The organism is Actinomyces haliotis, assembly GCF_015355765.1.
Classification (GTDB): Bacteria; Actinomycetota; Actinomycetes; order Actinomycetales; family Actinomycetaceae; genus Actinomyces; species Actinomyces haliotis.
Window position 1 is genome coordinate 87193 of the sequence record NZ_JACWNA010000002.1, and the last position, 26293, is coordinate 113485.

Sequence of the window (26293 nt, forward strand, 5' to 3'; positions counted from 1 at the left end):
CGGTATGGTGGGCAATCGTCGTGCAGCACGAGGTTGCGCGTCCGCGGTGCCGTCCCACTCGCCCCGGATCGCCAGTGCTCCGACCACTCACCTGACCATGGTGGTCTCGCCGAACAGCGACGCTTCAACGCTCGATCGGCGCGTCCACTCGCCAAGAGAAACGAAGGCAACGCCCGTGCGCACGTACACACCGAAGCCCGGCGACGTCGAGAAGAACTGGTACGTCATCGACGCCACTGACGTCGTCCTCGGCCGCCTCGCGGCCCAGGCCGCGACCCTGCTCCGTGGGAAGCACAAGCCCCAGTTCGCCCCGAACGCGGACACCGGCGACTACGTCGTCATCATCAACGCCGACAAGGTCGCCCTCACCAACGGCAAGGCGGACAAGAAGATCGCCTACCGTCACTCGAACCACCCGGGCGGTCTCACCGCGACCCCGTACAGCGAGCTGCTGGCCACCCGCCCCGAGCTCGCCGTCGAGAAGGCCGTCAAGGGCATGCTGCCCCACACCAAGCTCGGCCGTGCCCAGCTGAAGAAGCTCAAGGTCTACGCCGGTGCGGAGCACCCGCACGCGTCGCAGAACCCGCAGGCCTTCGAGATCAACCAGGTCGCCCAGTAAGCGCCCCGGCGCTCGGCACCCCGCGACAAGCAAAGGACATATCGTGGCTGAGACCACTGTCGACATCGACGCGCTGGACGAGGAGAACGCCCCCTCCAGCTACACCACTGAGACCGACGGAGCCTCCGTCGAGGGCCGCGGCCAGTCCGCGACCGCCCCCGGCGCCGGCCTGGGCCGCCGCAAGGAGGCCGTTGCTCGCGTCCGTCTCGTCCCCGGCACCGGCCAGTGGACGCTCAACGGCCGCACGCTCGAGGACTACTTCCCGAACAAGCTGCACCAGCAGCTCGTGCGCGCCCCCTTCGCCCTGCTCGACCTCGAGGGCCGCTTCGACGTCATCGCCCGCATCGACGGCGGCGGCATCTCCGGCCAGGCCGGCGCCCTGCGCCTCGGCATCTCCCGCGCCCTCAACGAGATCGACCGTGAGGCCAACCGCCCGACGCTCAAGAAGGCCGGCTTCCTCACCCGCGACGCCCGCATCGTCGAGCGCAAGAAGGCCGGTCTGCACAAGGCTCGCCGCGCCCCGCAGTACTCCAAGCGCTGATCTCGCGCCGGGTTCGCTCGGCACCCAGCCCTTCACGGCGCCCCGCCCACCCCGTCCTCAGGACGGCGGTCGGCGGGGCGTCGTCGTGCTCGCACGGCGGTCACCCGCGACCGCGCCGGGCGACGCGCACAGGTGAGGCCCCAGTGACTCGCAGGCTCCGCGCGATGCGCGTGGGATGATGGCCCCAGCCCACTTACAGGAGGAACGGAACCCATGGCTCGACTCTTCGGCACCGACGGCGTGCGCGGACTGGCCAACGACCTGCTCACGCCCGCGCTCGCGGTCCAGCTCGGTGAGGCCGCCGCGAAGGTCCTCACCCGCGACACCCCCGCCTCGAAGCGCTCCCGCACCGGTCGTCCGCGTGCCATCGTCGGCCGCGACACCCGCGCCTCCGGGGAGTTCCTCGACCACGCCATCAGCGCCGGCCTCGCCTCCTCCGGTGTCGACGTCACCCGCGTCGGCATCCTGCCGACCCCGGCAATCGCTCACCTGACGGCCACCCAGGACATCGACCTCGGTGTCGTCATCTCCGCCTCCCACAACCCCTTCCAGGACAACGGGATCAAGTTCTTCGCCCGTGGCGGCTACAAGCTCGACGACGCCGTCGAGGACGAGATCGCGTCCCTGCTCGGCAAGGTCGCCGACCTGCCCACCGGCGACGGTGTCGGCCGCGTCATCAAGGGTGAGACGGTCGCCGACCAGAACTACATCAACCACCTGGTCGACTCCGTCGCCACCGACCTGTCCGGCCTGCGCATCGTCGTCGACGCCTCCAACGGCGCCGCCAGCAACGTCGGCCCCGCCGCCCTGCGCGCCGCCGGAGCCGAGGTCATCGTCATCAACGCCTCGCCGGACGGCCTCAACATCAACGACGCCTGCGGCTCCACCCACCCCGAGCAGCTCCAGCAGTACGTCCAGTTCGTCGGCGCGGACATGGGCGTGGCCTACGACGGAGACGCCGACCGCTGCCTGGCCGTGGACGCCGAGGGCACTCTCGTCGACGGCGACCAGATCATGGGTCTCCTCGCCGTCGGCATGAAGGAGGACGGGACGCTCGGCTCCGACACCCTCGTCGTCACCGTCATGAGCAACCTCGGCCTCATCCTCGCTATGAAGGAGCACGGCATCCGCACCGTGCAGACCGGCGTCGGCGACCGCTACGTCCTCGAGAAGATGCTCCAGGGCGGCTACACGCTGGGCGGTGAGCAGTCCGGCCACGTCATCGACTCGCTGCACGCCACCACCGGCGACGGGGTCCTCACCTCGCTGCGCGTCGCGGCGCGCATGAAGCGCACCGGGAAGAGCCTCAAGGAGCTCGCCTCCATCGTCCAGCGTCTCCCGCAGACCCTCATCAACGTCAAGGGCGTCGACAAGGCCGCGGCGGGCACCAACAAGGCCGTCCAGGACGCCGTCGCCTCTGCGGAGGCGCGCCTGGGTGAGACCGGCCGCGTCCTCCTGCGCCCCTCGGGCACCGAGCCCCTCGTCCGCGTCATGGTCGAGGCCGCCACGCAGGAGGAGGCCGACGCCGTCGCCGGCGAGCTCGCCGAGGTCGTGAAGGCTGAGCTCAGCCTCTGAGCTGAGGATCGACGAGGGGCCCCACCGACCGCGGTGGGGCCCCTCGTCGATCCTGTGGGCTTCCGGGGCGCCGTCTACGCGGGCAGGGCCCGGATGATGGCCTCGACGGTCTCCTTGGCGTCCCCGAAGAGCATCGAGGTGTTGTCCTTGAGGAACAGCGGGTTCTGGACTCCCGCGTAGCCCGCGGCCATCGAGCGCTTGAAGACGATGACGCGCCTTGACTCCCACACCCTGAGCACCGGCATGCCCGCGATCGGTGAGCGTCGCTACCGGGTACTGCGCCTGGGCGACTGCCATGGCGTAGCCGGGGGTGATGACGACCTTGCGGGCGTCTGCGAGGAGCTGGGAGACTCCCTCGGCGTCGATGGGGGCGACCTCGCCCTGGTCCTGCGCCGCCCCGCCTGCGCCCGCGGACGAGGTGTCCGCGCCGAAGCCGCCGAGGATGACCGAGGTGAAGGACCGGTTCATCGCCTGGCACATGATCCAGGACAGGTAGGCGCCCGAGGAGCCCACGAGCGCCCCGGTGATGATGAGCAGCGAGTTGCTCAGCATGAAGCCGGCGGCCGCCGCCGTCCACCCGGAGTACAAGTTGAGCATGGAGACGACGACGGGCATGTCGCCTCCGCCGATCGCGGCGACGAGGTGGAGCCCGAGCGCGAGCGCGACGACCGTCATGAGCAGGAGCGCGATCCACGACAGCGCGGAGCCCTCCTCGACGCGCAGGAGGACGACCATGAGGAGGGCGCTGACGACGAGCGCCCCGAGGTTGAGCCAGTTGCGACCCGGCAGCGTGAGGGGAGCGCCCTTGATCCGCGCGGAAAGCTTGAGGTAGGCGATGATCGAGCCCGTGAGCGTGACGCCGCCGATGAAGGCGCCGAGCGCTCGAGCCTGCGCGCTGGGCCGTCTCATGCCGGGACAGACCGGAGAGCGCCACGATGAACAGGAGCGCCGCGACGAGTTACGCCAGGCTCGTCCCACGTGAGGCGAGCAGGTCGACGAGCCCCGTGCTCGCGGTCCGCGAGGGCAGGACGGGCAGGCTGGGAACGCCGATCGGCGCGCTCCCGACAGGGGCGGCGAGGGCTGTGGTGAGAACGGATCCGGTGACCATCAGCTGTCAGCCCTCCTGAACATGGCGAGCATCCGGTGGGTCACGGTGAACCCGCCGAAGATGTTGATCGAGGCGACGATGATCGCGAGGAAGCTGAGGATCGTCACCGCGAGGTGCTCGGAGCCGATCTGGAGGATCGCGCCGACGAGGATGATGCCGGAGATCGCGTTGGTCACGCTCATGAGCGGTGTGTGCAGCGAGTGGGTGACGTTCGTGATGACGTGGAAGCCGACGACGACGGCGAGAAGCAGCACCACGTAGCTCCCGGCCGCCGCTGGGGGAGTGGCGAGCACGAGCGCGACGAGCAGCACGACGCCGACCGTCGCCCAGACGAGCCGGGTCCGGCGGGCACGGGCCGCGCTCGCCGCCTGCTCGGCCCCGGCCGCCGCCTGCGCCCGCTCGGCCTCCCGGGGGGGGGGGCGGCGCCGCGGCTGCGGGCGCGGCGCTCACGGTGACGGGCGGCGGCGGCCACAGGGCCTCCCCGCCGTGGCAGACGGCGATGCCGCGGACGAGCTGGTCATCGAGGTCGACGACCAGCTCGCCGTCCTTGCCCGGCGACATGAGGGTGAGCAGGTTGACGAGGTTCTGCGCGTAGAGCTGGGTGGACTGCTCCGGCAGGCGCGAGGCGAGGTCGGTCGCGCCGACGATGATGACGCCGGTCCCGGTCGTGGTCGTGGTGCCGGCGACGGTGAGCGCGGTGTTGCCGCCCGTCGCGGCGGCCATGTCGACGACGACGGCGCCGGGCCGCATGCCGGCGAGCGCGTCGGCGTCCAGGAGCAGAGGGGCCCGGCGCCCGGGGACGGCGGCGGTCGTGATGACGATGTCGGCCTCGGCGGCCTCGCGCGCGTAGACGACGGCTGCTGAGGCTGCCTGGTCGCCCGTCATCTCCTTGGCGTAGCCGTCGCTGGAGACCTCCTGGGCGGCGCTGAGCGGCACGAACTGGGCTCCCATGGACTCGACCTGCTCGGCGGCCTCCGGCCGGACGTCAGTGCCGTGGACGGTAGCGCCCATCGGGTGGGCCGCGCCTGTCAGGCCTTGCGCAGGAGCACCTTGGAGACGTGGTGGTGCTCGTCCTTGTGCAGGACCAGCGTCGCGCGCCCGCGCGTCGGCGCGATGTTCTCCCGCAGGTTCGTGAGGTTGACCGACTCCCAGACCTCGTTCGCGGCCGTCAGGGCGACGTCGTCGGGGACCGAGGCGTAGCGCTGGAAGTAGGACTCGGGGTCCTCGAAGGCGGTGTGCTTGAGCGTGAGGAAGCGGTCGAGGTACCAGCGCCGGATGTGCTCGGGGTCGGCGTCGACGTAGATCGAGAAGTCGATGAAGTCGCTCACCGCCAGGGCGGAGGAGCTGATCCGGGCGCCGGGCACCCCGGAGACCGACGGCGCCGAGACGGCCGCCTCCTCGACCTCGAGCGCCTGCCTCCCGCGCGGGGCCGGCTGGAGGACGTTGAGGCCCTCGAGGACGAGGACGTCGGGACGCTCCACCGTGATCGACTCCCCGGGGACGACGTCGTAGACCTTGTGGGAGTACACGGGAGCCTCCACCCGCGCCGCCCCGGACTTGACCGAGGAGACGAAGTCGAGCAGGGCGCGCCGGTCGTAGGACTCCGGGAAGCCCTTCCGCGCCGTGAGGCCCCGCTCCTCGAGCACCGCGTTGGGCAGGAGGAAGCCGTCGGTCGTCACGAGGTCGACGCGGGGCGTCCCCGGGAACCGGCGGAGGAGGTGGGCGATGAGGCGCGCCGTCGTCGACTTGCCCACGGCCACCGACCCGGCCACGGCGATGATGAAGGGGGTCGGTGGGACGTCGACGCCGAGGAACCGGGACGTGCGGCGCCCGCGCTCGCGGGTCGCCGTGATGTAGTCCTCGAGGAGCGCGGTGAGGGGGCGGTAGACGACGTCAACCTCGGGTAGGGCGATGGGGTCGCCGAGGCCTCGGAGCTTCTCGACGTCCGCCTGGGTCAGCGGCAGGGGCGCCGTCCGTGCGAGCGAGCGCCACTGGTCGCGCGAGAGCTCGACGTACGGGGTGGGGCTCAAGGGTGCTGCCGTCCGGCCCGGGGCGGGGGAGGCGGTGGGGCGGTCCGGGGCGTGGCGCGCGGAAGTCACCGCACCAGTCTGACGCATCCCGCGCCACGAGGAGTGCAACCGAGCAGGTCCGCGCAGGTGCGCCCGAGACCTCACGATCGTGAGCGCAACGCGCGCGGGGCAGTCATTGAGCGCACGCTCCGCTCATGCTTCGATCATCCCCATGTGCGGAATCGTCGGCCACGTCGGCCCCCTGTCACCCTCCGACCGCTCCCTCACCGTCCTCATGGACGGACTGGGGCGCCTCGAGTACCGCGGCTACGACTCCGCGGGCGTCGCGCTCGTCGGCCCTGAGGGCCTCGACGTCGTCAAGTCCGCCGGCAAGCTTGACAACCTGCGGGCCGCCCTCGCGGAGAACCCGCCGGCTCCGGCCGTCTCCGGCATCGGGCACACCCGCTGGGCCACCCACGGAGGCCCCACCACCGAGAACGCCCACCCGCACCGCGCCGGAAACCTCGCCGTCGTCCACAACGGCATCATCGAGAACTTCCGCCCGCTGCGCGCGGAGGTCGAGGAGGCCGGTCGCGTCCTCCTGTCCGACACGGACACCGAGGTCGCCGCCCACGTCCTCGACCTCGACCTCGCCGCCCGGCTCGACGCGACCGAGAACGAGGGCACGGCCCTCACCCACGACGTCGTCGCCGACCTCCTCGTCGAGTCCATGCTGGCCGTGACCAGGCGCCTCGAGGGCGCCTTCTCCCTCCTCGCGGTCACGCCGCTCGCCCCGGGCGTCATCGTCGCCGCCCGCCGCTCCAGCCCCCTCGTCATCGGCCTGGGCGAGGGCGAGAACTTCCTCGGCTCCGACGTCGCCGCCTTCGTCGCCTTCACCAAGCGCGCCGCCGAGGTCGACGACGACCAGGTCCTGCGCATCACCGCCGACGAGGTCACCGTCTGGGACGCCGACGGCACCGTCGTCGAGCCCCGCACCTGGGAGGTCTCCTGGGACGCCTCCGCCGCGGTCAAGGGCGGCTACGAGACCTTCATGGACAAGGAGATCCACGAGCAGCCCACCGCCGTCGCCGACACCCTCCGCGGCCGCGTCGACGAGAAGGGCGAGCTCGTCCTCGACGAGATGCGCATCGACCCCGCGGTCCTGCGCAGCGTCGACAAGATCATCGTCATCGCCTGCGGCACCGCCTCCTACGCCGGCCACGTCGCCAAGTACGCCATCGAGCACTGGTGCCGCGTCCCCGTCGAGATCGAGCTCGCCCACGAGTTCCGGTACCGCGACCCCATCGTCTCGGAGAAGACCCTCACCGTCGCCATCTCCCAGTCCGGCGAGACCATGGACACGATCCAGGCGGTCCGCCACGCCCGCGAGCAGGGCTCCAAGGTCCTCGCCATCGTCAACACCTACGGCTCGACCATCGCGCGCGAGGCCGACGCGGTCCTCTACACGCACGCCGGACCCGAGGTCGCCGTCGCCTCGACGAAGGCCTTCCTCGCCCAGATCACCGCCTGCTACCTCCTCGGCCTCTACCTGGCGCAGCTGCGCGGCAACAAGTGGCCCGACGAGGTCGCCGAGTACCTCGAGAACCTCGAGCGGATGCCGGACAAGATCCAGCACCTCCTCGACACCGAGGAGGAGGCGGTCAAGGCCCTCGGCGCGGAGCTCGCGGACAAGGACTCCTTCCTCTTCCTCGGCCGTCACGTCGGCTACCCGGTCGCCCTCGAGGGCGCGCTCAAGCTCAAGGAGCTCGCCTACGTCCACGCCGAGGGCTTCGCGGCCGGCGAGCTCAAGCACGGTCCGATCGCTCTGGTCGAGGACGGCCTGCCGGTCTTCGTCATCGTGCCCACCCCGCGCCGGCCCGTGCTGCACGACAAGGTCATCTCCAACATCCAGGAGATCCGCGCCCGCGGCGCCCGCACCATCGTCATCGCGGAGGAGGGCGACGCCGCCGTCGAGCCCTTCGCCGACGACGTCATCCGCGTCCCGCGCGCGCCCACCCTCATGTGGCCGCTGCTCACGGTGGTCCCGCTGCAGGTCTTCGCGGCGGCACTCGCCAAGGCCAAGGGCCTCGACGTCGACCAGCCGCGCAACCTCGCCAAGTCGGTCACCGTCGAGTGACTCGCTGAGCGCCCCGGGGACCGCCACGGTCGGACGCTCCGCGACGACGCCGAGCCCCCGTGCCGCCCACGCGGCGCGGGGGCTCCTCAACGCCTGCCGACGGCGCCCACCAGGGCGCTCGCGGTCAGGCGTCGGAGCGCTCAGCCCTCCGCCACGACGAAGGCCTGAGCGAGACCGCCGTCGTGCGCGAGCGACAGGTGCCAGCGGTGCGCTCCCACCCGGGCCGCGACCGAGGCCGTCACCCCGCTCAGGCGCAGCGTCGGCGCGCTGCCGCGTCCCCCGCGCACCTCGATCTCCCGCAGGGACCAGGCGCCGGGTGCCTCGAGCCCCGCACCCTCCAGGGCGCCCCCGAGCGCCTTGAGGACGGCCTCCTTGGCAGCGAGACGGACCGCCACCGACTCGGTCCTACCGGCGCAGACCTCGAGCTCCTCCGCAGTGAGGGCGCGCGCCGTCAGCGACGGCGCCCGGCGCAGCCGCGCCTCCAGGCGCGCCACGTCCACGAGGTCGGTCCCGACGGCGATGATCACGGCCCCAGTCTGCACGACGGCGCCGCCCCTCCGGCGTCATCCGTGGCCGGCCCCGGCGCGGTGCGCCGCGGGCCGCGCGATGATGGAGACATGACGACCGTGACCACGACCATGACCGAGCCCCGCACCCTCGAGCCCCACCGCGCCCACCGCGCCGGCGCCATCGGAGGTGCCGAGGCGCCCCTCACCCGTGGCACCGACCGCTACATGGAGGCGGCTGCCCACGCCCTCGCGCTCGCGGCCACCGAGGAGCTCCGGCTCGCTCGCGGCGCCGTCCGCGGCTCCCGCGTCCTCCTCCTCGTCGGGGGCGGTCACAACGGGGGTGACGCCCTCCTCGCCGGAGCCCGGCTGGCTGCGAGCGGGTGCCGCGTCACCGCGCTCCTCGCGACGCAGCACCCGCACCCGGCCGCTCTCGAGCGCGCCCGAGCGGCGCGCGTCGAGCTCCTCGCGGTGAGCGAGCAGGACGCCTCGGAGCACGCCGCCGCCCTCGCTGCCGGCACCGACCTCGTCGTCGACGGCCTCACGGGCATCGGCGCCGCCGGCCCGCTCCGACCGCTCCCGGCGGCGCTCGTGACTCCTCTCGTCGACGCGGGGGAGCGGGGGCACCGCCCCTTCCGCGTGCTCGCCGTCGACCTGCCCTCCGGCACCGGCGTCGATGACGGGACCCTGCCCGGTCCCGTGCTCGTCGCCGACCGCACCGTCACCTTCACCTGCCCGCGCGCCGCTCACCTCCTCCCTCCCGCGGCCCAGCGCTGCGGCCTCCTCGACGTCGTCGACCTCGGCCTGCCCGTGCCCGAGGACGCGCCGCTCGTGGAGCGCCCCTCCGACGCGGAGCTGGGGGCCCTCCTGCGCGTGCCCGGCGACGCCGACCACAAGTACACGCGCGGCGTGGTGGGCCTCCTCGCCGGTTCCGAGAGCTACCCGGGAGCCGCCCTCCTGGCGACCACCGCCTCGGTCCGCGCCGGTGCCGGGATGAGCCGGATCCTGGCGTCCCGTCGCGTCGTCGACCTCGTCCTCGCCGTGCGGCCCGAGGCGGTCCCCTCCGCCGGACGCTGCCAGTGCCTCGTGCTCGGCCCCGGGACGGCCCCGACCGACGACCCGACCTCCCCCGAGCACGCACGCACCGAGGAGCTCCGCACCGCCCTCGGCGAGGCACTGGACGACGAGGCGCCCGCCGTCGTCGACGCCGGCGCCCTCCCGCTCCTGCCCGGGCTTCTCCGTGAGGGACGGCGATGCTCACCCGTCCACGTCCTCACCCCCCACGCCGGCGAGGCGGCCGACCTCCTCACCGCCCTCGGGGAGGCGCGGACCCGCTCCGAGGTCGACGCCGCACCCTCGGCCGCCGCCCAGCGGCTCGCTGCTCTTACCGGCGCGACGGTCGTCCTCAAGGGGACTCCGACCCTGGTCGCCCGCGCCAACCCGGGCCACGGCGCCCCGCTCCTCTCGCTCGACGCCGGCCCCGGGTGGCTCGCCACCGCCGGCAGCGGCGACGTCCTCGCCGGGACACTCGGCGCCCTGCTGGCCGCGGCGCGAGCCGACGAGGAGAACGGCCGGCGGGCGCTCGACCCCGCCGCCGTCGCGGCGCTCGCCGTCCGTCTCCACGCCACCGCCGGACGGCTCGCGGCCGAGCGCACGGGTGCCTCCCCGGACGGCGGGCCTGTCGCCGCCCTGGACGTCGCCCTAGCCCTCCCGGTCGCCTGGCGACGGCTCCACGACGCCGGACGGGGCGTCGGCGGGGCGGTCGCTGTCTGAGCACGGTGCGCCCGCCCGCGCGGTCGCAGTGCCACAATGACCGGCGTGAGCGAGCAGAGCACAGGGCAGCAGGCAGATCCGACGACGCAGCCGACCGCGGACCCCGAGGTGCTCGCCGACGTCCCCGCCGCCGCGACCTCCCGGGCCGTCATCGACCTCGACGCCCTCGCCCACAACGCCCGGGTTCTCGCGCGCACCGCCGGCACGCCCTGGCTCGCTGTCGTCAAGGCCGACGCCTACGGGCACGGCATCGAGGCCGTCGCCACCACGTGCCTCGCCGCCGGCGCCACCTGGCTCGGCACCGCCCAGCTCGCCGAGGCCCTTCACCTGCGCGCCCTCCTCGACGCCCGCGGCACCGCCCGCCCCCAGCCCGGCCCCGACGCCGTCACCACCCCCCGCTCCCCGCGCCTCCTGGCGTGGCTCGTCCCCTTCCTCACCCCGAAGCAGGCGGCGGCGCCCGGCTCCGCGCTCCGTCAGGCGCTCGACGCCGACATCGACCTCTCCGTCTCCACCCTCGCCCAGCTCGAGGCCCTCGCCGCCGCCGCGCGCGCCGCGGGACGCCCGGCCCGCGTGCACCTCAAGGCGGACACCGGCATGTCACGCGCTGGGGCGACGGCCGACGACCTCCCCGCCCTCGCACGAGCCTCCCGCCGAGCCGAGGAGGAGGGCGTGCTCGACGTCGTCGGCCTGTGGTCCCACCTCTCTCGCGCTGACGAGCCCAGCTCCGGCTCGACCGAGGAGCACCTCGAGCGCTTCCGCCACGCGGAGGACGTCGTGAGGGCCGCCGGCCTCGCCCCGCGCGTCCGCCACCTCGCCGCCACCGGTGGCCTCCTGTGGCACCCGGACACCCGCCTCGACCTTGTCCGCGCGGGCATCGGCCTCTACGGACTGTCCCCGGACCCGAGCGTCGCCACCTCCGCCGAGCTGGGCCTGCGGCCCGTCATGCGCGTCGAGGCGCCCCTCGTCCAGGTCAAGCGGATCCCCGCCGGCCAGGCCGTGTCCTACGGCGGTACCTGGACCGCGCCCACGGACCGGTGGCTCGGTCTCGTCCCACTGGGCTACTCCGACGGCCTGCCCCGGGCCGCCGCCTCGGCCGGTCCCGTTGCCGTCGGCGGCCTGCGCACCACGATCGTCGGCAAGGTCTGCATGGACCAGGTCGTCATCGACCTCGGCCCCGCAGTCGGCCCCGACGGCGAAGCGGTCCCCGCGCCGGCGGCGCCGGGAGACCCCGCCGTCCTGTGGGGCGACCCGCACGCCGAGGGCGCCGACTCCGCGACCCCCACCGCGGACGACTGGGCCGCCGTCTGCGGCACCATCAGCTACGAGATCGTCACTCGCCTGGGAGCCCGCGTCCCGCGCGTCCCCACCGGCGGCGGTGAGCCCGTGACGCGCTGAGGCTCCCGGCGCACGGGCTGCGCTCCGAGCACCAGCGCGCTGCCCGTGGTTCGTGCCCGGGCCCACGCGCGGCTACAGTCACCACCGTCAGCACCATCCAGGAGCAGCAGTGAGCCAGAACCAGGACACCCCCAACCGCGTCGTCATCGAGACGGCCGACGCCGACGGCACCCGCGCCCTCGGCGGGCGCCTCGCCGCACTCCTGCGCCCCGGCGACCTCGTCATGCTCTCCGGCGGCCTCGGGGCCGGCAAGACGACCCTCGCCCAGGGCGTCGGCGCCGCCATGGACGTGCGCGGGCGCGTCTCCAGCCCCACCTTCATCATCGCCCGCGTCCACCCCGCGCTCGGCGACGGTCCCGACCTCATCCACGTCGACGCCTACCGGCTCAACACGCTCGAGGAGATCGACGCCCTCGACCTCGACTCCTCGCTCGACGAGTCCGTCACCCTCGTCGAGTGGGGCGAGGACAAGGTCGAGGGACTCTCCCAGGACCGCCTCGAGATCGACGTCACCCGCCCCCACGGCGGCCTCGTCGCCGAGGGCGCGAGCGCCGAGCCCGGCGTCACCGACCTCGACGGCGTCGACGACGGCCGCCGCACCGTCACCGTCACCGCCCTCGGACCCCGCTGGGCCGACGTCGACCTCAGCCCGCTCGCACGCTGAGCGCTCGACCATGACAGGCAGGGTCTGCCGGCCGAGGGCGCGCGCGGGACGAGCGGCGTTGCGCCTGCTGGCCGCCGCGGTCCTGGCCGGCCCCGCTCTGCTCACCCCCACCGCACCCGCGCTCGCCGCCACGGCGACTCCGTCGACGCCGTCGACAGGAGCGACGACGGCCTCGGACGACGCCCGAGCCGCCAGCACCCCGGACGAGCAGCGCGCAGCCGTCGCGAGCTGGGCCTCGCAGGACGGCCTCGTCCTCGTCCGGCAGGCGGTGGGAGCCGACGCCCGGATCTCCGTGGGCGACCCCGTCGCGGTGCGAGCCTGGAACGAGAGCGCCGCCGACGACGGAGGCTCCGACCCGACGACGAGCACCGACGACTGGGCCGTCAGCGTCACGGTCGACGGCGCGGCGACGGCCGTCCTCCTCGTCTCGGCCACGGGCTCCGCCCCGGTCGGGCAGCTCGTCCAGGACGCCGACGTCGCTCGCGCCGTCGCCGGCCTCACGAACGCGCACGGGACCGAGCTCATCCGTTCCGACGACGGCGCGTGGTACCTCCTCGCCGACTCGACGGTGACGGCCGTCGGCACGGCGGCCCGGGCCGAGCTCGCCGGGCCGGTCGAGGTCGGTCCCTACCTCGACGTCCTGCGCGACCGAAGCCGCGGCGACGCCGGAACCACGGCCACGACGGCCCCGAGCAGCGGCTCGGACTGGAGCGTGTGGGCCACCGTGGCCGGCGTCGTCCTCATCGGCATCGGCATCATCGTCATCACCGTCCGACACGAGCGGCAGGTGATGGCTCCCCTGCGCGACGGGGTCTCGCCGCGCACCGCCGTCCCCGGGGCGCCCGTCCGCCGGGCGGGCGCCACGGCCGTGCCGACCGCCCGGCAGGAGCGCGGCGGAGGGACCGCTGTCGGCACCGGGGAGGCCCAGCCAGGCGGGACCGAGCCCGTCGAGGGCGTCACCGAGGAACGAGGAGCGTCGAGCACCACGGCCCCCGAGACCGGTGCAGAGGCGCCGAGGGCCTAGTCTGGGCCCGTGCGCATCCTCTCCATCGACTCCTCGCTCGGAACCCAGCTCCTCGTCTGCGACGCGCGGACGGGCACTGAGGGCCGCACCGCCCTCGAGGTCCTCGCCTCCGCCGAGCAGTCCGACTCCCGCCACCACGCCGAGTCCCTCGGCCCGATGCTCGCCGGCGCTCTCGCCGAGCCCGCCGTCGCCGAGGGGACCCTCGAGCTCGTCGTCGGCGCTACCGGTCCCGCCCCCTTCACGGGGCTGCGCGCCGGCCTGGTGACCGCCCGCACCGTCGGTCGAGCCCGCGGCATCGAGGTCGTCGGCGTGCCGAGCCTCGACGCCGTCGCCCGCCTCGCGCTCGACGCCGTCGCAGAGCGCGACGGCCAGGAGGCTGCGGCGTCGACGACCGTCCTCGTCGTCACGGACGCCCGTCGCAAGGAGGTCTACGCCGCCCGGTACCGCGCCAAGGGCGCTGACGACGTGGAGCGCCTCGACGACCTCACGGTGCTGGCCCCGACCGACGCCGCCGCGCTCGGTCAGGCCGACGTCGTCGCCGGTTCCGGCGCCGTCCTCTACCCCGAGATCGCCCAGGGACGCGAGACCCTCGCCCCCGTCTCCGGCGACGCCCGCACCCAGGTGCGCATCGCCCTCGCCCGACGCGCTGCGGGGGAGGAGCTCTCTACCGAACCCCTCTACCTGCGCCACGCGGACGTCCAGATTCCCACGAGCCGCAAGCGAGCCCTGTGAGCGCACCCTCCACCGTCGTCGGGGGGGGCGGGCCCGGTGATCGGGCCGCCCGCCCCCCCCCCCCCCCCCCCCCCCCCCCCCCCCGCCGGCGCCCCCCCCCCCCCCCCCCCCCCCCCCCCCACGCCGCGGAGCTCGCGCGCCTCGAGAGCGAGCTGTTCGGCGGGGAGGCCTGGAGCCAGGCGCTGCTCGACGGCGAGCTCGACGCCGCGGCCGGTCCCGGCGCGGACCGCGCCTACGTCGTCGTCGAGGAGCCGGGTGACGAGGGCGGGCCCGTCGTCCTCGGCTACGCCGGAGCCTGGTTCGGGGACGGCCGGGGGAGCGCCGACCTCCTCACCATCGCCACGGTTCCGACCGCGCGCCGGCGTGGGATCGCCTCCGCCATGCTCGAGCACCTCGTGGCGCTCGTCGGCGGCCAGGGCTGCGAGGACGTCCTCCTCGAGGTACGCGCCTCGAACGTGGGGGCCCAGCGGCTGTACGCCGCGCACGGCTTCGAGGGCATCGGGACCAGGCGGCGCTACTACCTCGCCCCGATCGAGGACGCCCTCGTCATGCGGCGGGTCCTGCGGGTGCCGAGCGGCCCAGGCCCGGTGGGCTCGGAGGTCGTCTGAGCGGTCGGCTGCCCGCCTGCGGCGTCCGGGGAACCGCGACGCTGGGAATTGTCTGATGCCTTAGTAACGAAATAACGGCGGGTCGGCGCTCAAGGCTCCGCCCGAACGCCGGCGCACCGTCGCGGACCTCGCTGCGCGCGCCCCGGTCTTGGCGCGGCATCGCGCGGATCGCGGATCGCGCCCGCCGGCAGTCCCTGTCATCTAGGACCATCGGCGCAGCACTCCTGCCTAACCTGCGGACGTGGCCTCTTCGACTGTTTCCGCTCCCCGCAAGCGGACCCCTTACCGCACCACCGTGTTCATGAAGCGCTTGATGGCGTGGTCGGGCATCGTGTTCATGCTCTTCCTCGTCTTCCACGCCTACGGGAACACCCACTACTTCGAGGGCGAGATCGCCTACGACGAGTACGCGCACTTCCTGCGCCGGCTCCTCATGCCGATCCTCCCGTACGGCGGCTTCCTGTGGATCATGCGCGTCGTGCTCATCGCGCTCATCGTCCTGCACGCCGGGAGCGCCTTCCACCTGTGGGCGCGCAACAAGAAGGCGCGCGGCACGGACAAGTACGCGGTCAAGAAGCCGGGCGCGGAGTACTTCGCCTCCCGCTACGCGATGCGGACCATGCGTTGGGGCGGCGTCATCCTCCTGCTCTTCATCATCTGGCACATCCTCCAGTTCACCACCCTGACCATCCAGGCCGGTGGCGACTACGAGCACGGCCGCGCCTACATGAACATGTACTACGGCTTCAACCAGTGGTGGGTGTACCTCATCTACCTCGTCGCCCTCGCCGCCCTGTGCCTGCACATCTGGCACGGCGTGTGGTCCGCGCTCCAGACCCTCGGCGCCACCCGCCGCAACACGGTCCCCGCGATCCGCGTCATCGCCTTCATCGTCGCCTTCGGCGTCTTCGTCGCCTTCATGATCGTCCCGACGGCCATCCTCCTCGGCTGGGTCGACGCCCCGATGGGCGCCGCCGCCTACCACCAGGCCGCGCAGGCCGCCGGCATCCTCACGCACTGAGAGAGACGCACCAAATGACTGTCACCACCGACCTGTACACCGTTGGCGAGAAGATCGCCGACACCAAGGCCCCCCACGAGGTCCCGATCGACCGCCGCTGGGAGCAGCGCAAGTTCGAGGCCAAGCTCGTCAACCCCTCGAACCGCCGCAAGCTCGAGGTCATCGTCGTCGGCACCGGTCTCGCCGGCGCCTCGGCCGCTGCCTCCCTCGGCGAGCAGGGCTACAACGTGAAGTCCTTCTTCTACCAGGACTCCGCGCGCCGCGCCCACTCCATCGCCGCCCAGGGCGGCATCAACGCCGCGAAGAACTACCGCAACGACGGCGACTCGACCTACCGCCTCTTCTACGACACGGTCAAGGGCGGCGACTACCGCTCCCGCGAGGACAACGTCTACCGCCTCGCCGAGGTGAGCGCGAACATCATCGACCAGTGCGTCGCCCAGGGCGTCCCCTTCGCCCGCGAGTACGGCGGACTGCTCGACAACCGCTCCTTCGGCGGCGTCCAGGTCTCCCGCACCTTCTACGCCCGCGGCCAGACCGGTCAGCAGCTCCTCATCGGCGCCTACCAGGCGCTCGAGCGCCAGGTCCACGCGGGTACTGTCACGGAGTTCCGCCGCCACGAGATGCTCGAGCTCATCGTCATCAACGGCAAGGCCAAGGGCATCATCGCCCGCAACATGGTGACGGGCGAGATCGAGGAGCACCTCGCTGACGCCGTCGTACTGTGCACCGGCGGCTACGGCAACGTCTTCTTCCTCTCGACGAACGCCATGGGCTGCAACGGCACCGCGGTCTGGCGCGCGCACCGCAAGGGCGCCTACTTCGCCAACCCGTGCTACACGCAGATCCACCCGACCTGCATCCCGCAGTCCGGAGACTTCCAGTCCAAGCTCACCCTCATGAGCGAGTCGCTGCGCAACGACGGCCGCATCTGGGTGCCGAAGAAGGCCGAGGACTGCTCGAAGGACCCGCGCGAGATCCCCGAGGAGGACCGCGACTACTACCTCGAGCGCATCTACCCGGCCTTCGGCAACCTCGTCCCCCGTGACATCGCCTCTCGCCAGGCGAAGAACATGTGCGACGAGGGCCGCGGCGTCGGACCCGCCATCCGCGAGACCTCGCCGGAGGGCGGCGAGCGCGAGATGCGACGCGGCGTCTACCTCGACTTCTCCGAGGCCATCGGCCGCCTCGGAAAGGACCAGGTGTCCGCCAAGTACGGCAACCTCTTCGAGATGTACCAGCGCATCACGGGCGAAGACCCCTACGAGGTCCCCATGCGCATCTACCCCGCCGTCCACTACACGATGGGCGGCCTGTGGGTCGACTACGACCTCGAGTCCAGCCTCCCCGGCCTGTACGTCGCCGGCGAGGCCAACTTCTCGGACCACGGGGCGAACCGCCTCGGCGCCTCGGCCCTCATGCAGGGTCTCGCCGACGGCTACTTCGTCCTGCCGAACACGCTCAACGACTACCTCGCCGACGCCCTGCGCGAGGGCAAGCCGGACCCGCACGCCCCTGAGATCGCCGAGGCCCGCAAGAGCGTCGAGGACCGGATCAACCGCCTCATGGCGCTCCAGGGCACCCGCTCCGTCGATGACTTCCACATGGCCCTCGGCCGCATCATGTGGGAGTACTGCGGCATGGAGCGCCGCGACGAGGGCCTGCGCGAGGCCATCAAGCAGATCCGGGCTCTCAAGGAGGAGTTCTGGCGCGACGGCAAGGTGACCGGTGAGGCCATGGAGCTCAACCAGTCCCTGGAGAAGGCGGGCCGCCTGCTCGACTTCTTCGAGCTGGCCGAGCTCATGTGCATCGACGCGCTCCACCGCCGCGAGTCCTGCGGCGGCCACTTCCGCGCCGAGTCGCAGACCCCCGAGGGCGAGGCTCTGCGCCACGACGACGAGTTCCTCTACGTGGCCGCGTGGGAGTGGGGCGGCGAGAACCAGCCGCCGATCCTCCACAAGGAGGACCTCATCTACAAGGACATCGAGCTCAAGCAGCGGAGTTACAAGTGAACATCAAGCTCAAGATCTGGCGCCAGAAGAACCGCGACGCCGAGGGCCGCTTCGAGGAGTACTCGATGTCCGGCGTCGAGGAGCACATGAGCTTCCTCGAGGTCCTCGACCTGCTCAACGAGCAGCTCTTCCAGGAGGGCAAGGAGCCCGTCGCCTTCGACTCGGACTGCCGTGAGGGCATCTGCGGCCAGTGCGGCGTCGTCATCAACGGTCAGGCCCACGGCCCGATCCGCTCGACGACCTGCCAGCTGCACATGCGCCACCTGGCCGAGGACCCGTCCTTCAAGGACGGCTCCACCATCACCATCGAGCCCTTCCGCTCGACCGGCTTCCCGGTTCTCAAGGACCTCATCGTCGACCGCTCAGCCCTCGACCACATCGTCCAGGCCGGCGGCTACATCTCCGTCAACACGGGCGCGGCCCCGGAGGCCCACTCGGCGCCGGTCCAGAAGGAGAAGGCCGAGGCCGCCTTCGAGGCAGCCGCGTGCATCGGCTGCGGCGCCTGCGTCGCCGCCTGCCCCAACGCCTCCGCCATGCTCTTCACCGCCGCGAAGATCTCCCACCTGGGCCTGCTCCCGCAGGGCCAGCCGGAGCGCCTCCCCCGCGTGGTGAGCATGCTCAACCAGCACGACGCCGAGGGCTTCGGCGGCTGCACCAACATCGGCGAGTGCGCCGCGGTGTGCCCCAAGTCCGTCCCGCTCGAGGTCATCACGCGCCTCAACCGCGACCTCGGCCACGCCGTCTGGAAGGGCACCAAGGCCCACGCCTGAGGACCGCCGAAGCGACCATCAGCACCGCGAGGGGCGGCCGTCCGTGAGGACGGCCGCCCCTCGCGCGTCGTCCCTGTCACCCCGGAGTCGGGACGCCCGGGGGAGGGGCTAGGCTTGCGAACCGTGAGCGAACCACTGATTCTCGGCATCGAGTCCACCTGCGACGAGACCGGCGTGGCGCTGGTCCGCGGCCGCGAGCTCCTCGGCGACGTCGTCGCCACCTCCATGGACGAGTACGCCCGCTTCGGCGGCATCATCCCGGAGATCGCCTCCCGCGCCCACCTCCAGTCCTTCGTCCCCACTCTCGACGCCGCCCTCGCCAAGGCCGACGTGGACCTCTCCGAGGTCGACGCCGTCGCCGTGTGCGCGGGCCCCGGACTCATCGGCTCCCTCACCGTCGGCATCTCCGCCGCCAAGGCGCTCGCCGCCTCCATCAACAAGCCGATCTACGGCGTCAACCACGTCATCGGGCACCTCGCCGTCGACGAGCTCGTGGACGGTCCGCTGCCCGAGCAGTTCATCGGGCTCATCGTGTCCGGCGGCCACTCCAACATCCTGTCGATCTCGGACATCGCCACCGACGTCGTCGAGCTGGGCGGCACCCTGGACGACGCCGCCGGCGAGGCCTTCGACAAGGTCGGTCGTCTCCTCGACCTGCCCTACCCCGGCGGCCCCCACGTCGACCGCCTCTCCCAGGAGGGCGACCGCAAGACGATCCGCTTCCCGCGCGGCCTGTCCGCCGCGAAGGACAAGGACCGTCACCGCTACGACTTCTCCTTCTCCGGGCTCAAGACGGCCGTCGCGCGCTACGTCGAGTCCCTCGAGGACGCCGGCAGCGAGGTCCCGAAGGCCGACGTCTGCGCCGCCTTCTCCGAGGCCGTCAACGACTCGCTCACGGCCAAGGCCGTCCAGGCCTGCCTCGACAAGGGCGTGAGCACGCTCGTCGTGGGCGGCGGCTACTCTGCCAACTCCCGCCTCCGGTCGCTCGCGGCCGAGCGCTGCGAGGCCGCGGGCGTCGAGCTGCGCCTCCCCCCGCTCAGGTACTGCACGGACAACGGCGCCCAGATCGCGGCGCTCGGCTCCGCGGCCGTGCGTGCCGGCGTCGCCCCGAGCCCCATGGACTTCGCGCCCGACTCCGGCATGCCCCTCGACGTCACCGTCGTCCACTGAGCGACCGCGTCAGGCCGACACGGAGCTCCATCGCGCACCGGCGTCCTGACGCGCGCCTCAGCCGCAGGAGGGCGGCCCGCACCAGCAGGTGCGGGCCGCCCTCCTCGCGTGTCCGGTGAGCCTGTCAGGCGCCGAGGGAGAGGACCTCGCTCGGCGTGAGCGGGCGCCCGGCGCGGACCTCGGCGAGCAGCAGGCGCACCGCCGCCTCGTTCGCGCCGCCGGCCGCCCCGACGGCGGCCATCTGCCGCTGGTACGAGGCGCCTGCGTCAAGGGTCGCCGCGACCCCGGCGAGCTCGGCCTCGCAGCCCAGGTCCGCGGCCACCGGCTCGAGCTCGGTGAGCATCCGGCGGACGGTGTCCGTCACGAGCTCCTCGTTGCCGGCGGAGTCCGTGATGAGGATGGCATCCATCCCGTAGCGCGCCGAGCGCCACTTGTTCTCGTCGACGTACCAATCCGGCATCGCGTCGAGCTCCTCGCCGCGGTCCAGCCGCCGTGAGAAGTCCTCGACCATGCACTGGGTGAGCGCGGCGATGCCGGCGAGCTCGGTGAGGTTGGTGGCGGCGTCGCAGGCCCTTACCTCGATCGTGCCGAGCCGCGGTGAGGGGCGCACGTCCCAGCGCACCTCGGTGAAGTCCTCGATGACCCCCGTGTGGATCATGTCGCCGGCGTAGGCCTCGAGCTCGTCCCAGGTGACGAGCTGGTGCGGGGCGCCCGCCGTGGGCAGCTGCTGGAACATCATGGCGCGGTTGTCCGCGTAGCCCGTGTCCTCGCCGGCCCAGAAGGGGGAGGAGGCGGACAGGCACTGCAGGTGGGCGGTGCGCGTGAGGAGCGCCTTGAGGATCGGGAGGGCCTTGTCCCGGTCCTCGATCCCGACGTGGACGTGCGTGCCGAAGATGAGCATCTGGTGGCCCCACAGCCGTGTGCGGTCGACCAGCCGCTCGTAACGCTCGGAGTCGGTCACCTTCTGGACGAGCGGATCGGCGAAGGGATGGGTCCCGGCGCTCGCCAGCTCGACGCGCAGCGGCTGGATCACCGGCAGGAGGCGGTCGTAGGCCTGGGCGATGTCCTGGACGCACTCGGCCACCGTGCGCCGCGCGCCCGAGACGAGCTCGACGGTGTTGAGCATCATCTCGCCGTGGATGTTCTCGTCCTCGCCCACCTCGTGCAGGACCTCGGCGGCGCACTGGCGCAGGTCGAGGCTGTCCTGGTCGATGAGCTGGAGCTCCCACTCGACGCCGAGCGTCGAGCGCGGTGAGTCGGCGAAGGGCAGCGGCTCGCGGTGGATGAGTCGGGCGGCGGGTGCCATGGGGCTCCTCGAGGGACGCGTGAGCGCGGCCCCGAGCGGGACCGCAGACTCATCGTAGGGGGCCGGACGGCGTCGGTCCTGGGCACGCGGCCGGTCGGGACCCCTCCGAACGAGTCATCCGGCCTCAGGCACCGTCTCGACGACGAGCACCGTGCCCCGGGCGGACCCGGTGTCCCGTGCGCCCACGCGGGTCAGGATCCAGGTCTCGGACTCGGCCCCGGAGGGACGCACCTGCTTGCGCAGGAGGTCCGGGGACTGGTCGACGCCGCGCTTGTGGATCTCGAGCCGCCCGATCCGGTCCTGGCGCACGCGGGCGCGCAGCGCCTTGACGTGCAGGGGCAGCACGTCGACGAGCCGCCACGAGCGCACGAAGGGGGCGAGCTCCGCGGGGGCGGGGGCGTCGCCGGTGAGGTAGGCGATCCGGTCGCCGACGGGCCTCGCGCCCAGCCGCCGGGCGACCTCGGCGACGAGGCCGGCGCGGATGACGGCGCCGTCGGGCTCGTGGATGAACGGGGACAGGTCCTCCGGCCCCGTGATTGGATCGAGCTGCTCGGGCGGTGAGCTCGGGTTCGTGCAGGCCGGATCGTGCAGGACGTGGGGCCGGGCGACGCCGTCCGGCCCCGTGCGCAGGCACAGGGCGGAGCGGCCCGGTCCCTCCGGCGCCAGGGGGCCGCACCAGATCCCGGCCTCGACGACGTCTCCGTCGACGCTCACCCACTGGGCGTGGGAGTCGGCGGGCAGGAGCGCGTGGTCGATGCCGGGCGCGACCTTGACCCCGAGAGCCTCGACCCGCTCCCGAAGCGCCAGGACGCGGCTGAGCGCGGGCGACCACTGCTCGGGGTCGGTGAGGCGACGACCGGCGGCGCGGCGAGCGGGGTCGGCGAAGACCGCGTCGACGCCCTCGGCGGCGAGGTCGACCTCCATGGCATCCGCGCAGCGCACCTCGGCGTCGGGGAAGGGCATGAGGTTGACGGTGGCCAGGGCGGCCGTGGCCTCGTCGCGCTCGACGGCGAGGACCGGCAGCCCGAGGCCCGCCAGGACCATCGCGTCGCCGCCGATGCCGCAGCCCAGGTCCGCCACCCGGCTCGGCGCCGCGGAGGCGAAGCGGGAGGCGTGGTGGGCGGAGACGACGAGGCGCGTCGCCTGCTCGAGCCCGTCGGGGGTGAGGAGCATCCGCTCCGCGAAGGGCCCGAACTTCGCGGCGGCACGGCCGCGAAGCCGCTGCTGGGTGAGGGCGGCGGCGACGAGCGCAGGGTCGTGCCCCTTCGCGCGCAGGCGCTCGCCCTGGGCGAGCGCCTCGGACTCGTCATAGGGCGGCAGCGAGGAGAGCAGCGCCCAGCCCTCCGGCGTGAGCAGCGGTGCGAGTGACTCCGCCTCGACTGGGCCCCGGGCGGGGCGCGGGGCCTCCCGTCGGGGACTGCGCGACGAGGTGCCGGAGGGCGTCGAGGGGCTCACGGGACGGATCATGGCACGGCCCGCTAGAGTGCGCTGGCCGGTAGGTCCCGAACAGCTCCAGGAGGTCTCGTGGGTCGCACCCTCGTCCGCGCCGGTGCCGCCCAGCGGCTCCTCCGCCGTGGAGCCGCGCTCGCGGGAGCGGGAGTCCTCGGTACGGCGACGCTCCTCGTCGTCTCCAACGCCTGGGTCGCGGTGGCGAGCTCGGGACGCGTCACGGACTGGGAGCGGCTCGTCGCGTCCGGTGGCGCGGGCGTCGGCGCCCGCCGCCGTGCCGTCCCCGATGAGGACGAGGGGGCCTGCGTGGCCATCGTCCTCGGCGCCGCCGTCTGGCCCGGGGGAGTGCCCTCGCCGTGGCTCGCCTACCGCCTCGACGCGGCCGCGGGCCTCTACCTGGCCGGTCTCGTCGACGCCGTCGTCGTCTCCGGTGACGGACGGTGCGAGTGGCGGGACGAGCCGGCCGTCATGCGCGACCACCTCGTGCGCGTCGGCGTGCCCGTGGAGGCGATCGTGCTTGACCGAGCCGGTCTGGACACCTACGACACCTGCGTGCGGGCGCTCACGGTCCTGGGCGTGCGCCGAGCCGTGCTCGTCAGCCAGGACTTCCACGTTCCTCGCGCCGTCGCCATCGCCCGGGCCGTCGGACTGCGTGCCGACGGTGCCGGCGACCTGCTCGCCCGGCGCCGCAGCCCGCACCGCTGGCGCGACTCATGGCTGCGCGAGCGCCCTGCTGCCGTCAAGGCCGCCTGGGACGTCCTCAGCCACCGGGCGCCCTCCACCGAGCCTCCTGAGGGCGACGTGGCGGCCGCCGTCGCCTGGACGAGCACGGATCCGTGGCGTGCTCGTGCCGCCCTTCAACGTGCCCCGCACGCCCTCGGCGAACCGGCTCCGCATCCTTGGCACTCGCGTTGACTGAGTGCTAATCCCGCGCGTAGATTCTCGTCCAGACGCGGGGACGTGCCCGGCACGCTCTCGCGGCTCGCGCCAAGGACGGAACAGGCTGACCCCCGCGACGGCGGCCCTCCCGGACGGACGCGACCAACCGACATTCCACACGCTCAACAAGCGAGAAGGGGAGGACGCCATGTCGATCTCCATCAAGCCGCTCGAGGACCGGATCGTCATCCAGACGGTCGAGGCCGAGCAGACCACCGCCTCCGGCCTGGTCATCCCGGACACCGCCAAGGAGAAGCCGCAGGAGGGCAAGGTCGTGGCCGTGGGCCCGGGCCGCGTCGACGACTCCGGCAAGCGCATCCCGGTGGACGTCGCCGAGGGTGACGTCGTCATCTACTCGAAGTACGGCGGCACCGAGGTCAAGTACGCCGGCGAGGACTACCTCATCCTCTCGGCCCGCGACGTGCTCGCGGTCGTCACCAAGTGACTCCGGCCGCGCGACCCCTGGTCGCGCGGAGATGACGGAGGGGCGGGAAGCATCTGCTTCCCGCCCCTCCGTCGTGCTGCTCGGACCCCTGGACGCATGCGAGAGCCACGTGCCCGCGGAGTCAGGCGACCGGCTCGTGGCGCCCGCGCTGCTCGATGAGCCCGCGGCGCTCCTCCTCCGTGAGACCGCCCCAGACGCCGTAGGGCTCGTGCGTCGCGAGAGCGTGGTTGCGGCAGTCGACGATGACGGGGCACGTCTGGCACACGGCCTTGGCCTCCTCGTCGCGGCGGCGGCGGGAGCTGCCGCGCTCGCCCTCCGGGTGGAAGAAGGCCGCGGAGTCCATCCCCCTGCAGGCGCCTTCGTACTGCCACTCCCACAGGGCGACGATGGGACCGGGCTGGCGCGAGCTCTCCGTCATGGATGGTGCCTTCCTCAGGTGGGAGCCGAGCGGCGACGCCGGCGGCACGGCTCGGGTCGCTGTGTCTGGCGCAGACATTAAGAGACGGCTCTGGTACCGACAAGGACTGCCGCGCGGGTTTCACCCGTCCCCGAAGGGCTTTGTGACGGAGGTGACCGTGCCTTTGCTATCGATGCGGATGGATTGATAACGATGCGGACGATGTATAAGTCGATTCGACCTCAAACGGGTGAAAGTGCAGGTCAGTGGGTGTTCTCGGGCGTCTCCTGAGGCGCTCGCGGGCTGGGCCCGGGTGACTGAGGGGCCTCGGCGTGCAGGGCCCGTCGCCCCGACGTGCGCCGCACCTGACCGGCGGGGACTCCACGTGAGGAAGATCGGTGTGCGTCGTAGGCGCCTGCGGACCTACCATGCGAAGGGTGAGCGACTCGATCACCAACTCTGACCTCTTCGCACCCACCGGCCTGACCTACGACGACGTCCTCCTCCTGCCGAGGCTCACCGACGTCATCCCCTCCGAGGTCGACACGACCTCCCGGCTCACCAAGAAGATCTCCCTCCAGACGCCGCTGCTCAGCGCCGCCATGGACACCGTCACCGAGTCGGACATGGCGATCGCCATGGCGCGGCAGGGCGGAATCGGCATCCTCCACCGCAACCTCTCCATCGAGGACCAGGCCCAGCAGGTCCGCCGCGTCAAGCGCAGCGAGTCCGGCATGGTCTCCGACCCCGTCACCATCGGCCCGGACGCCACGATCGCCGAGCTGGACGAGCTCTGCGGCCACTACAAGGTCTCGGGCCTGCCGGTGGTCGACGGCGGCGGCAACCTGCTCGGCATCATCACGAACCGCGACCTGCGATTCGTGCCGGCCGAGAAGTGGTCGGCCCTCACCGTGAGCGAGTGCATGACGCCGCGCGAGCGCCTCGTCACCGGCCCGACCGGCATCTCCCGCGAGGACGCGAAGGCGCTCCTGGCCGAGCACCGCATCGAGAAGCTCCCCCTCATCGACGACGCCGGCCACCTCACCGGCCTCATCACCGTCAAGGACTTCGTCAAGACCGAGAAGTACCCCCACGCCACCAAGGACTCCGAGGGGCGTCTCGTCGTCGGCGCCGCCGTCGGCTACTGGGGCGACACCTGGGACCGGGCCGGTGCCCTCGCCGACGCGGGCGTCGACGTCATCGTCGTGGACACCGCCAACGGCGGCGCCAAGCTCGCCCTCGAGATGATCACCCGCCTCAAGAACGACTCGGCCTTCTCCGGCATCGAGATCATCGGCGGCAACGTTGCGACCCGCGAGGGCGCGCAGGCCCTCATCGACGCCGGCGTCGACGGCGTCAAGGTCGGTGTCGGCCCGGGCTCCATCTGCACCACGCGCGTCGTCGCGGGCGTCGGCGTCCCCCAGGTCACGGCCGTCTACGAGGCCGCCAAGGCCTGCCGTCCTGCGGGCGTGCCCCTCGTCGCCGACGGAGGCCTGCAGTACTCCGGTGACATCGCCAAGGCCATGGTCGCCGGCGCCGACACCGTCATGCTCGGCTCGCTCCTGGCCGGCTGCACCGAGTCCCCGGGTGACCTCGTCTTCGTCAACGGCAAGCAGTGGAAGCGCTACCGCGGCATGGGCTCGCTCGGCGCCATGAGCTCGCGCGGCCGCAAGTCCTACTCCAAGGACCGCTACTTCCAGGCCGACGTCACCGGGGACGACAAGATCGTCCCCGAGGGCATCGAGGGTCAGGTGCCCTTCTCAGGCTCGCTGGCTGACGTCGTCTACCAGCTCGTCGGCGGCCTGCACCAGTCGATGTTCTACGTCGGCGCACGCACGATCCCCGAGCTCCAGGCCAACGGCCAGTTCGTCCGGATCACGAGCGCGGGGCTCAAGGAGTCCCACCCGCACGACATCAAGATGACCGTCGAGGCCCCGAACTACACGGGTCGCGGCTGACAGTTCCGCGACCTCGAGCCGCGCACGCGGTGAGCCCCTCCGAACCTGCGCTCGGAGGGGCTCACAGCGTGCGCGGGGCCGGGCCCCCGGGGCGTCACCGGGGCGGGGCGGGCTGAGGCGGGTGGGTGAAGGCGA

Annotated in this window: 24 protein-coding genes and 2 pseudogenes; 17 read left to right on the forward strand and 9 right to left on the reverse strand. The window is 72.7% G+C overall.

The annotated features are described in order from the left end of the window. The first annotated feature begins 175 nt into the window (after positions 1–175). From rplM to glmM, 3 genes are all read left to right on the forward strand, one after another. Positions 176–619, forward strand: coding sequence for a 50S ribosomal protein L13 (gene rplM, locus IXW69_RS01765; protein ID WP_194784673.1), 444 nt, complete (start codon positions 176–178; stop codon positions 617–619). Between the two features lie 43 nt (positions 620–662). Continuing rightward, the gene (gene rpsI, locus IXW69_RS01770; RefSeq protein ID WP_194784674.1) at positions 663–1160 is read left to right on the forward strand and encodes a 30S ribosomal protein S9; all 498 of its coding nucleotides are present in this window, start codon (positions 663–665) and stop codon (positions 1158–1160) included. 213 nt (positions 1161–1373) lie between these two features. Next, a complete protein-coding gene (gene glmM, locus IXW69_RS01775) occupies positions 1374–2735 on the forward strand; it encodes a phosphoglucosamine mutase (RefSeq protein ID WP_194784675.1) in 1362 nt (453 codons plus the stop codon). A 74-nt stretch (positions 2736–2809) separates the two neighbouring features. On the opposite strand, the pseudogene IXW69_RS01780 reads toward glmM, so the two are convergent. From IXW69_RS01780 to coaA, 5 genes and pseudogenes are all read right to left on the reverse strand, one after another. Beyond that, positions 2810–3614 (reverse strand): annotated as a pseudogene (locus IXW69_RS01780) (NAD(P)(+) transhydrogenase (Re/Si-specific) subunit beta); the annotation flags it as partial. 79 nt (positions 3615–3693) lie between these two features. Next, on the reverse strand, positions 3694–3843 hold the full coding sequence (locus IXW69_RS01785) for a hypothetical protein (RefSeq protein WP_194784676.1): 150 nt from the start codon (positions 3841–3843) through the stop codon (positions 3694–3696). Next, positions 3843–4154, reverse strand: a complete 312-nt coding sequence (locus tag IXW69_RS11470; protein ID WP_323745114.1) for a proton-translocating transhydrogenase family protein — start codon at positions 4152–4154, stop codon at positions 3843–3845. The genes IXW69_RS01785 and IXW69_RS11470 overlap by 1 nt, the downstream gene beginning before the upstream one ends. A 217-nt stretch (positions 4155–4371) precedes the next feature. Further along, a pseudogene (locus IXW69_RS11475) lies at positions 4372–4854 on the reverse strand (Re/Si-specific NAD(P)(+) transhydrogenase subunit alpha); the annotation flags it as partial. A gap of 17 nt (positions 4855–4871) precedes the next feature. Continuing rightward, complete coding sequence (gene coaA / locus IXW69_RS01795; protein ID WP_407646510.1) at positions 4872–5942, reverse strand: type I pantothenate kinase; 1071 nt, start codon at positions 5940–5942, stop codon at positions 4872–4874. A gap of 142 nt (positions 5943–6084) precedes the next feature. Here coaA and glmS point away from each other — a divergent pair, with 142 nt between their 5' ends. Beyond that, a complete protein-coding gene (gene glmS, locus IXW69_RS01800; protein ID WP_194784678.1) occupies positions 6085–7989 on the forward strand; it encodes a glutamine--fructose-6-phosphate transaminase (isomerizing) in 1905 nt (634 codons plus the stop codon). Between the two features lie 140 nt (positions 7990–8129). Here glmS and IXW69_RS01805 read toward each other — a convergent pair whose 3' ends face one another. Further along, positions 8130–8516 carry a holo-ACP synthase gene (locus IXW69_RS01805; protein ID WP_194784679.1) on the reverse strand — a complete coding sequence of 129 codons (387 nt, stop codon included), beginning with the start codon at positions 8514–8516 and terminating at the stop codon, positions 8130–8132. A gap of 90 nt (positions 8517–8606) precedes the next feature. Here IXW69_RS01805 and IXW69_RS01810 point away from each other — a divergent pair, with 90 nt between their 5' ends. From IXW69_RS01810 to tsaD, 10 genes are all read left to right on the forward strand, one after another. After that, on the forward strand, positions 8607–10268 hold the full coding sequence (locus tag IXW69_RS01810) for a bifunctional ADP-dependent NAD(P)H-hydrate dehydratase/NAD(P)H-hydrate epimerase (RefSeq protein WP_194784680.1): 1662 nt from the start codon (positions 8607–8609) through the stop codon (positions 10266–10268). Positions 10269–10376: 108 nt separating this feature from the next. Beyond that, on the forward strand, positions 10377–11663 hold the full coding sequence (gene alr / locus IXW69_RS01815; protein ID WP_323745128.1) for an alanine racemase: 1287 nt from the start codon (positions 10377–10379) through the stop codon (positions 11661–11663). Positions 11664–11772: 109 nt separating this feature from the next. Beyond that, positions 11773–12327 carry a tRNA (adenosine(37)-N6)-threonylcarbamoyltransferase complex ATPase subunit type 1 TsaE gene (gene tsaE, locus IXW69_RS01820; protein WP_194784682.1) on the forward strand — a complete coding sequence of 185 codons (555 nt, stop codon included), beginning with the start codon at positions 11773–11775 and terminating at the stop codon, positions 12325–12327. A 58-nt stretch (positions 12328–12385) separates the two neighbouring features. After that, positions 12386–13351, forward strand: a complete 966-nt coding sequence (locus tag IXW69_RS01825; protein ID WP_194784683.1) for a hypothetical protein — start codon at positions 12386–12388, stop codon at positions 13349–13351. Positions 13352–13360: 9 nt separating this feature from the next. Continuing rightward, the gene (gene tsaB / locus IXW69_RS01830; protein ID WP_194784684.1) at positions 13361–14083 is read left to right on the forward strand and encodes a tRNA (adenosine(37)-N6)-threonylcarbamoyltransferase complex dimerization subunit type 1 TsaB; all 723 of its coding nucleotides are present in this window, start codon (positions 13361–13363) and stop codon (positions 14081–14083) included. A 152-nt stretch (positions 14084–14235) separates the two neighbouring features. After that, complete coding sequence (locus IXW69_RS01835) at positions 14236–14691, forward strand: GNAT family N-acetyltransferase (RefSeq protein WP_228524560.1); 456 nt, start codon at positions 14236–14238, stop codon at positions 14689–14691. 301 nt (positions 14692–14992) lie between these two features. Then, positions 14993–15712, forward strand: a complete 720-nt coding sequence (locus IXW69_RS01840; protein WP_194784686.1) for a succinate dehydrogenase cytochrome b subunit — start codon at positions 14993–14995, stop codon at positions 15710–15712. A 14-nt stretch (positions 15713–15726) separates the two neighbouring features. Then, positions 15727–17724, forward strand: a complete 1998-nt coding sequence (locus IXW69_RS01845) for a fumarate reductase/succinate dehydrogenase flavoprotein subunit (protein ID WP_194784687.1) — start codon at positions 15727–15729, stop codon at positions 17722–17724. Next, entirely contained in the window at positions 17721–18494 is a 774-nt protein-coding gene (locus IXW69_RS01850) for a succinate dehydrogenase/fumarate reductase iron-sulfur subunit (protein ID WP_194784688.1), read from the forward strand. Before IXW69_RS01845 ends, IXW69_RS01850 begins: the two co-directional genes overlap by 4 nt. Before the next feature lie 123 nt (positions 18495–18617). Further along, complete coding sequence (gene tsaD / locus IXW69_RS01855; protein WP_194784689.1) at positions 18618–19664, forward strand: tRNA (adenosine(37)-N6)-threonylcarbamoyltransferase complex transferase subunit TsaD; 1047 nt, start codon at positions 18618–18620, stop codon at positions 19662–19664. A gap of 124 nt (positions 19665–19788) precedes the next feature. Here the strand turns inward: tsaD and IXW69_RS01860 are convergent, their stop codons facing one another. After that, entirely contained in the window at positions 19789–20970 is a 1182-nt protein-coding gene (locus IXW69_RS01860) for a glutamate--cysteine ligase (RefSeq protein WP_194784690.1), read from the reverse strand. 114 nt (positions 20971–21084) lie between these two features. Next, entirely contained in the window at positions 21085–22326 is a 1242-nt protein-coding gene (locus IXW69_RS01865; protein ID WP_228524562.1) for a class I SAM-dependent methyltransferase, read from the reverse strand. Positions 22327–22494: 168 nt separating this feature from the next. Here IXW69_RS01865 and IXW69_RS01870 point away from each other — a divergent pair, with 168 nt between their 5' ends. Both IXW69_RS01870 and groES read left to right on the forward strand, forming a co-directional pair. Next, the gene (locus IXW69_RS01870) at positions 22495–23334 is read left to right on the forward strand and encodes a SanA/YdcF family protein (protein ID WP_194784692.1); all 840 of its coding nucleotides are present in this window, start codon (positions 22495–22497) and stop codon (positions 23332–23334) included. Positions 23335–23506: 172 nt separating this feature from the next. Next, positions 23507–23803, forward strand: a complete 297-nt coding sequence (groES, locus tag IXW69_RS01875; protein WP_067942120.1) for a co-chaperone GroES — start codon at positions 23507–23509, stop codon at positions 23801–23803. Positions 23804–23924: 121 nt separating this feature from the next. On the opposite strand, the gene IXW69_RS01880 is transcribed toward groES, so the two are convergent. Continuing rightward, positions 23925–24221: a WhiB family transcriptional regulator gene (locus tag IXW69_RS01880; protein ID WP_194784693.1), complete on the reverse strand. Its 297-nt coding sequence runs from the start codon at positions 24219–24221 to the stop codon at positions 23925–23927. A 407-nt stretch (positions 24222–24628) separates the two neighbouring features. Here IXW69_RS01880 and guaB point away from each other — a divergent pair, with 407 nt between their 5' ends. Then, positions 24629–26158, forward strand: a complete 1530-nt coding sequence (guaB, locus tag IXW69_RS01885) for an IMP dehydrogenase (protein ID WP_194784694.1) — start codon at positions 24629–24631, stop codon at positions 26156–26158. The last annotated feature ends 135 nt before the right edge of the window (positions 26159–26293 follow it).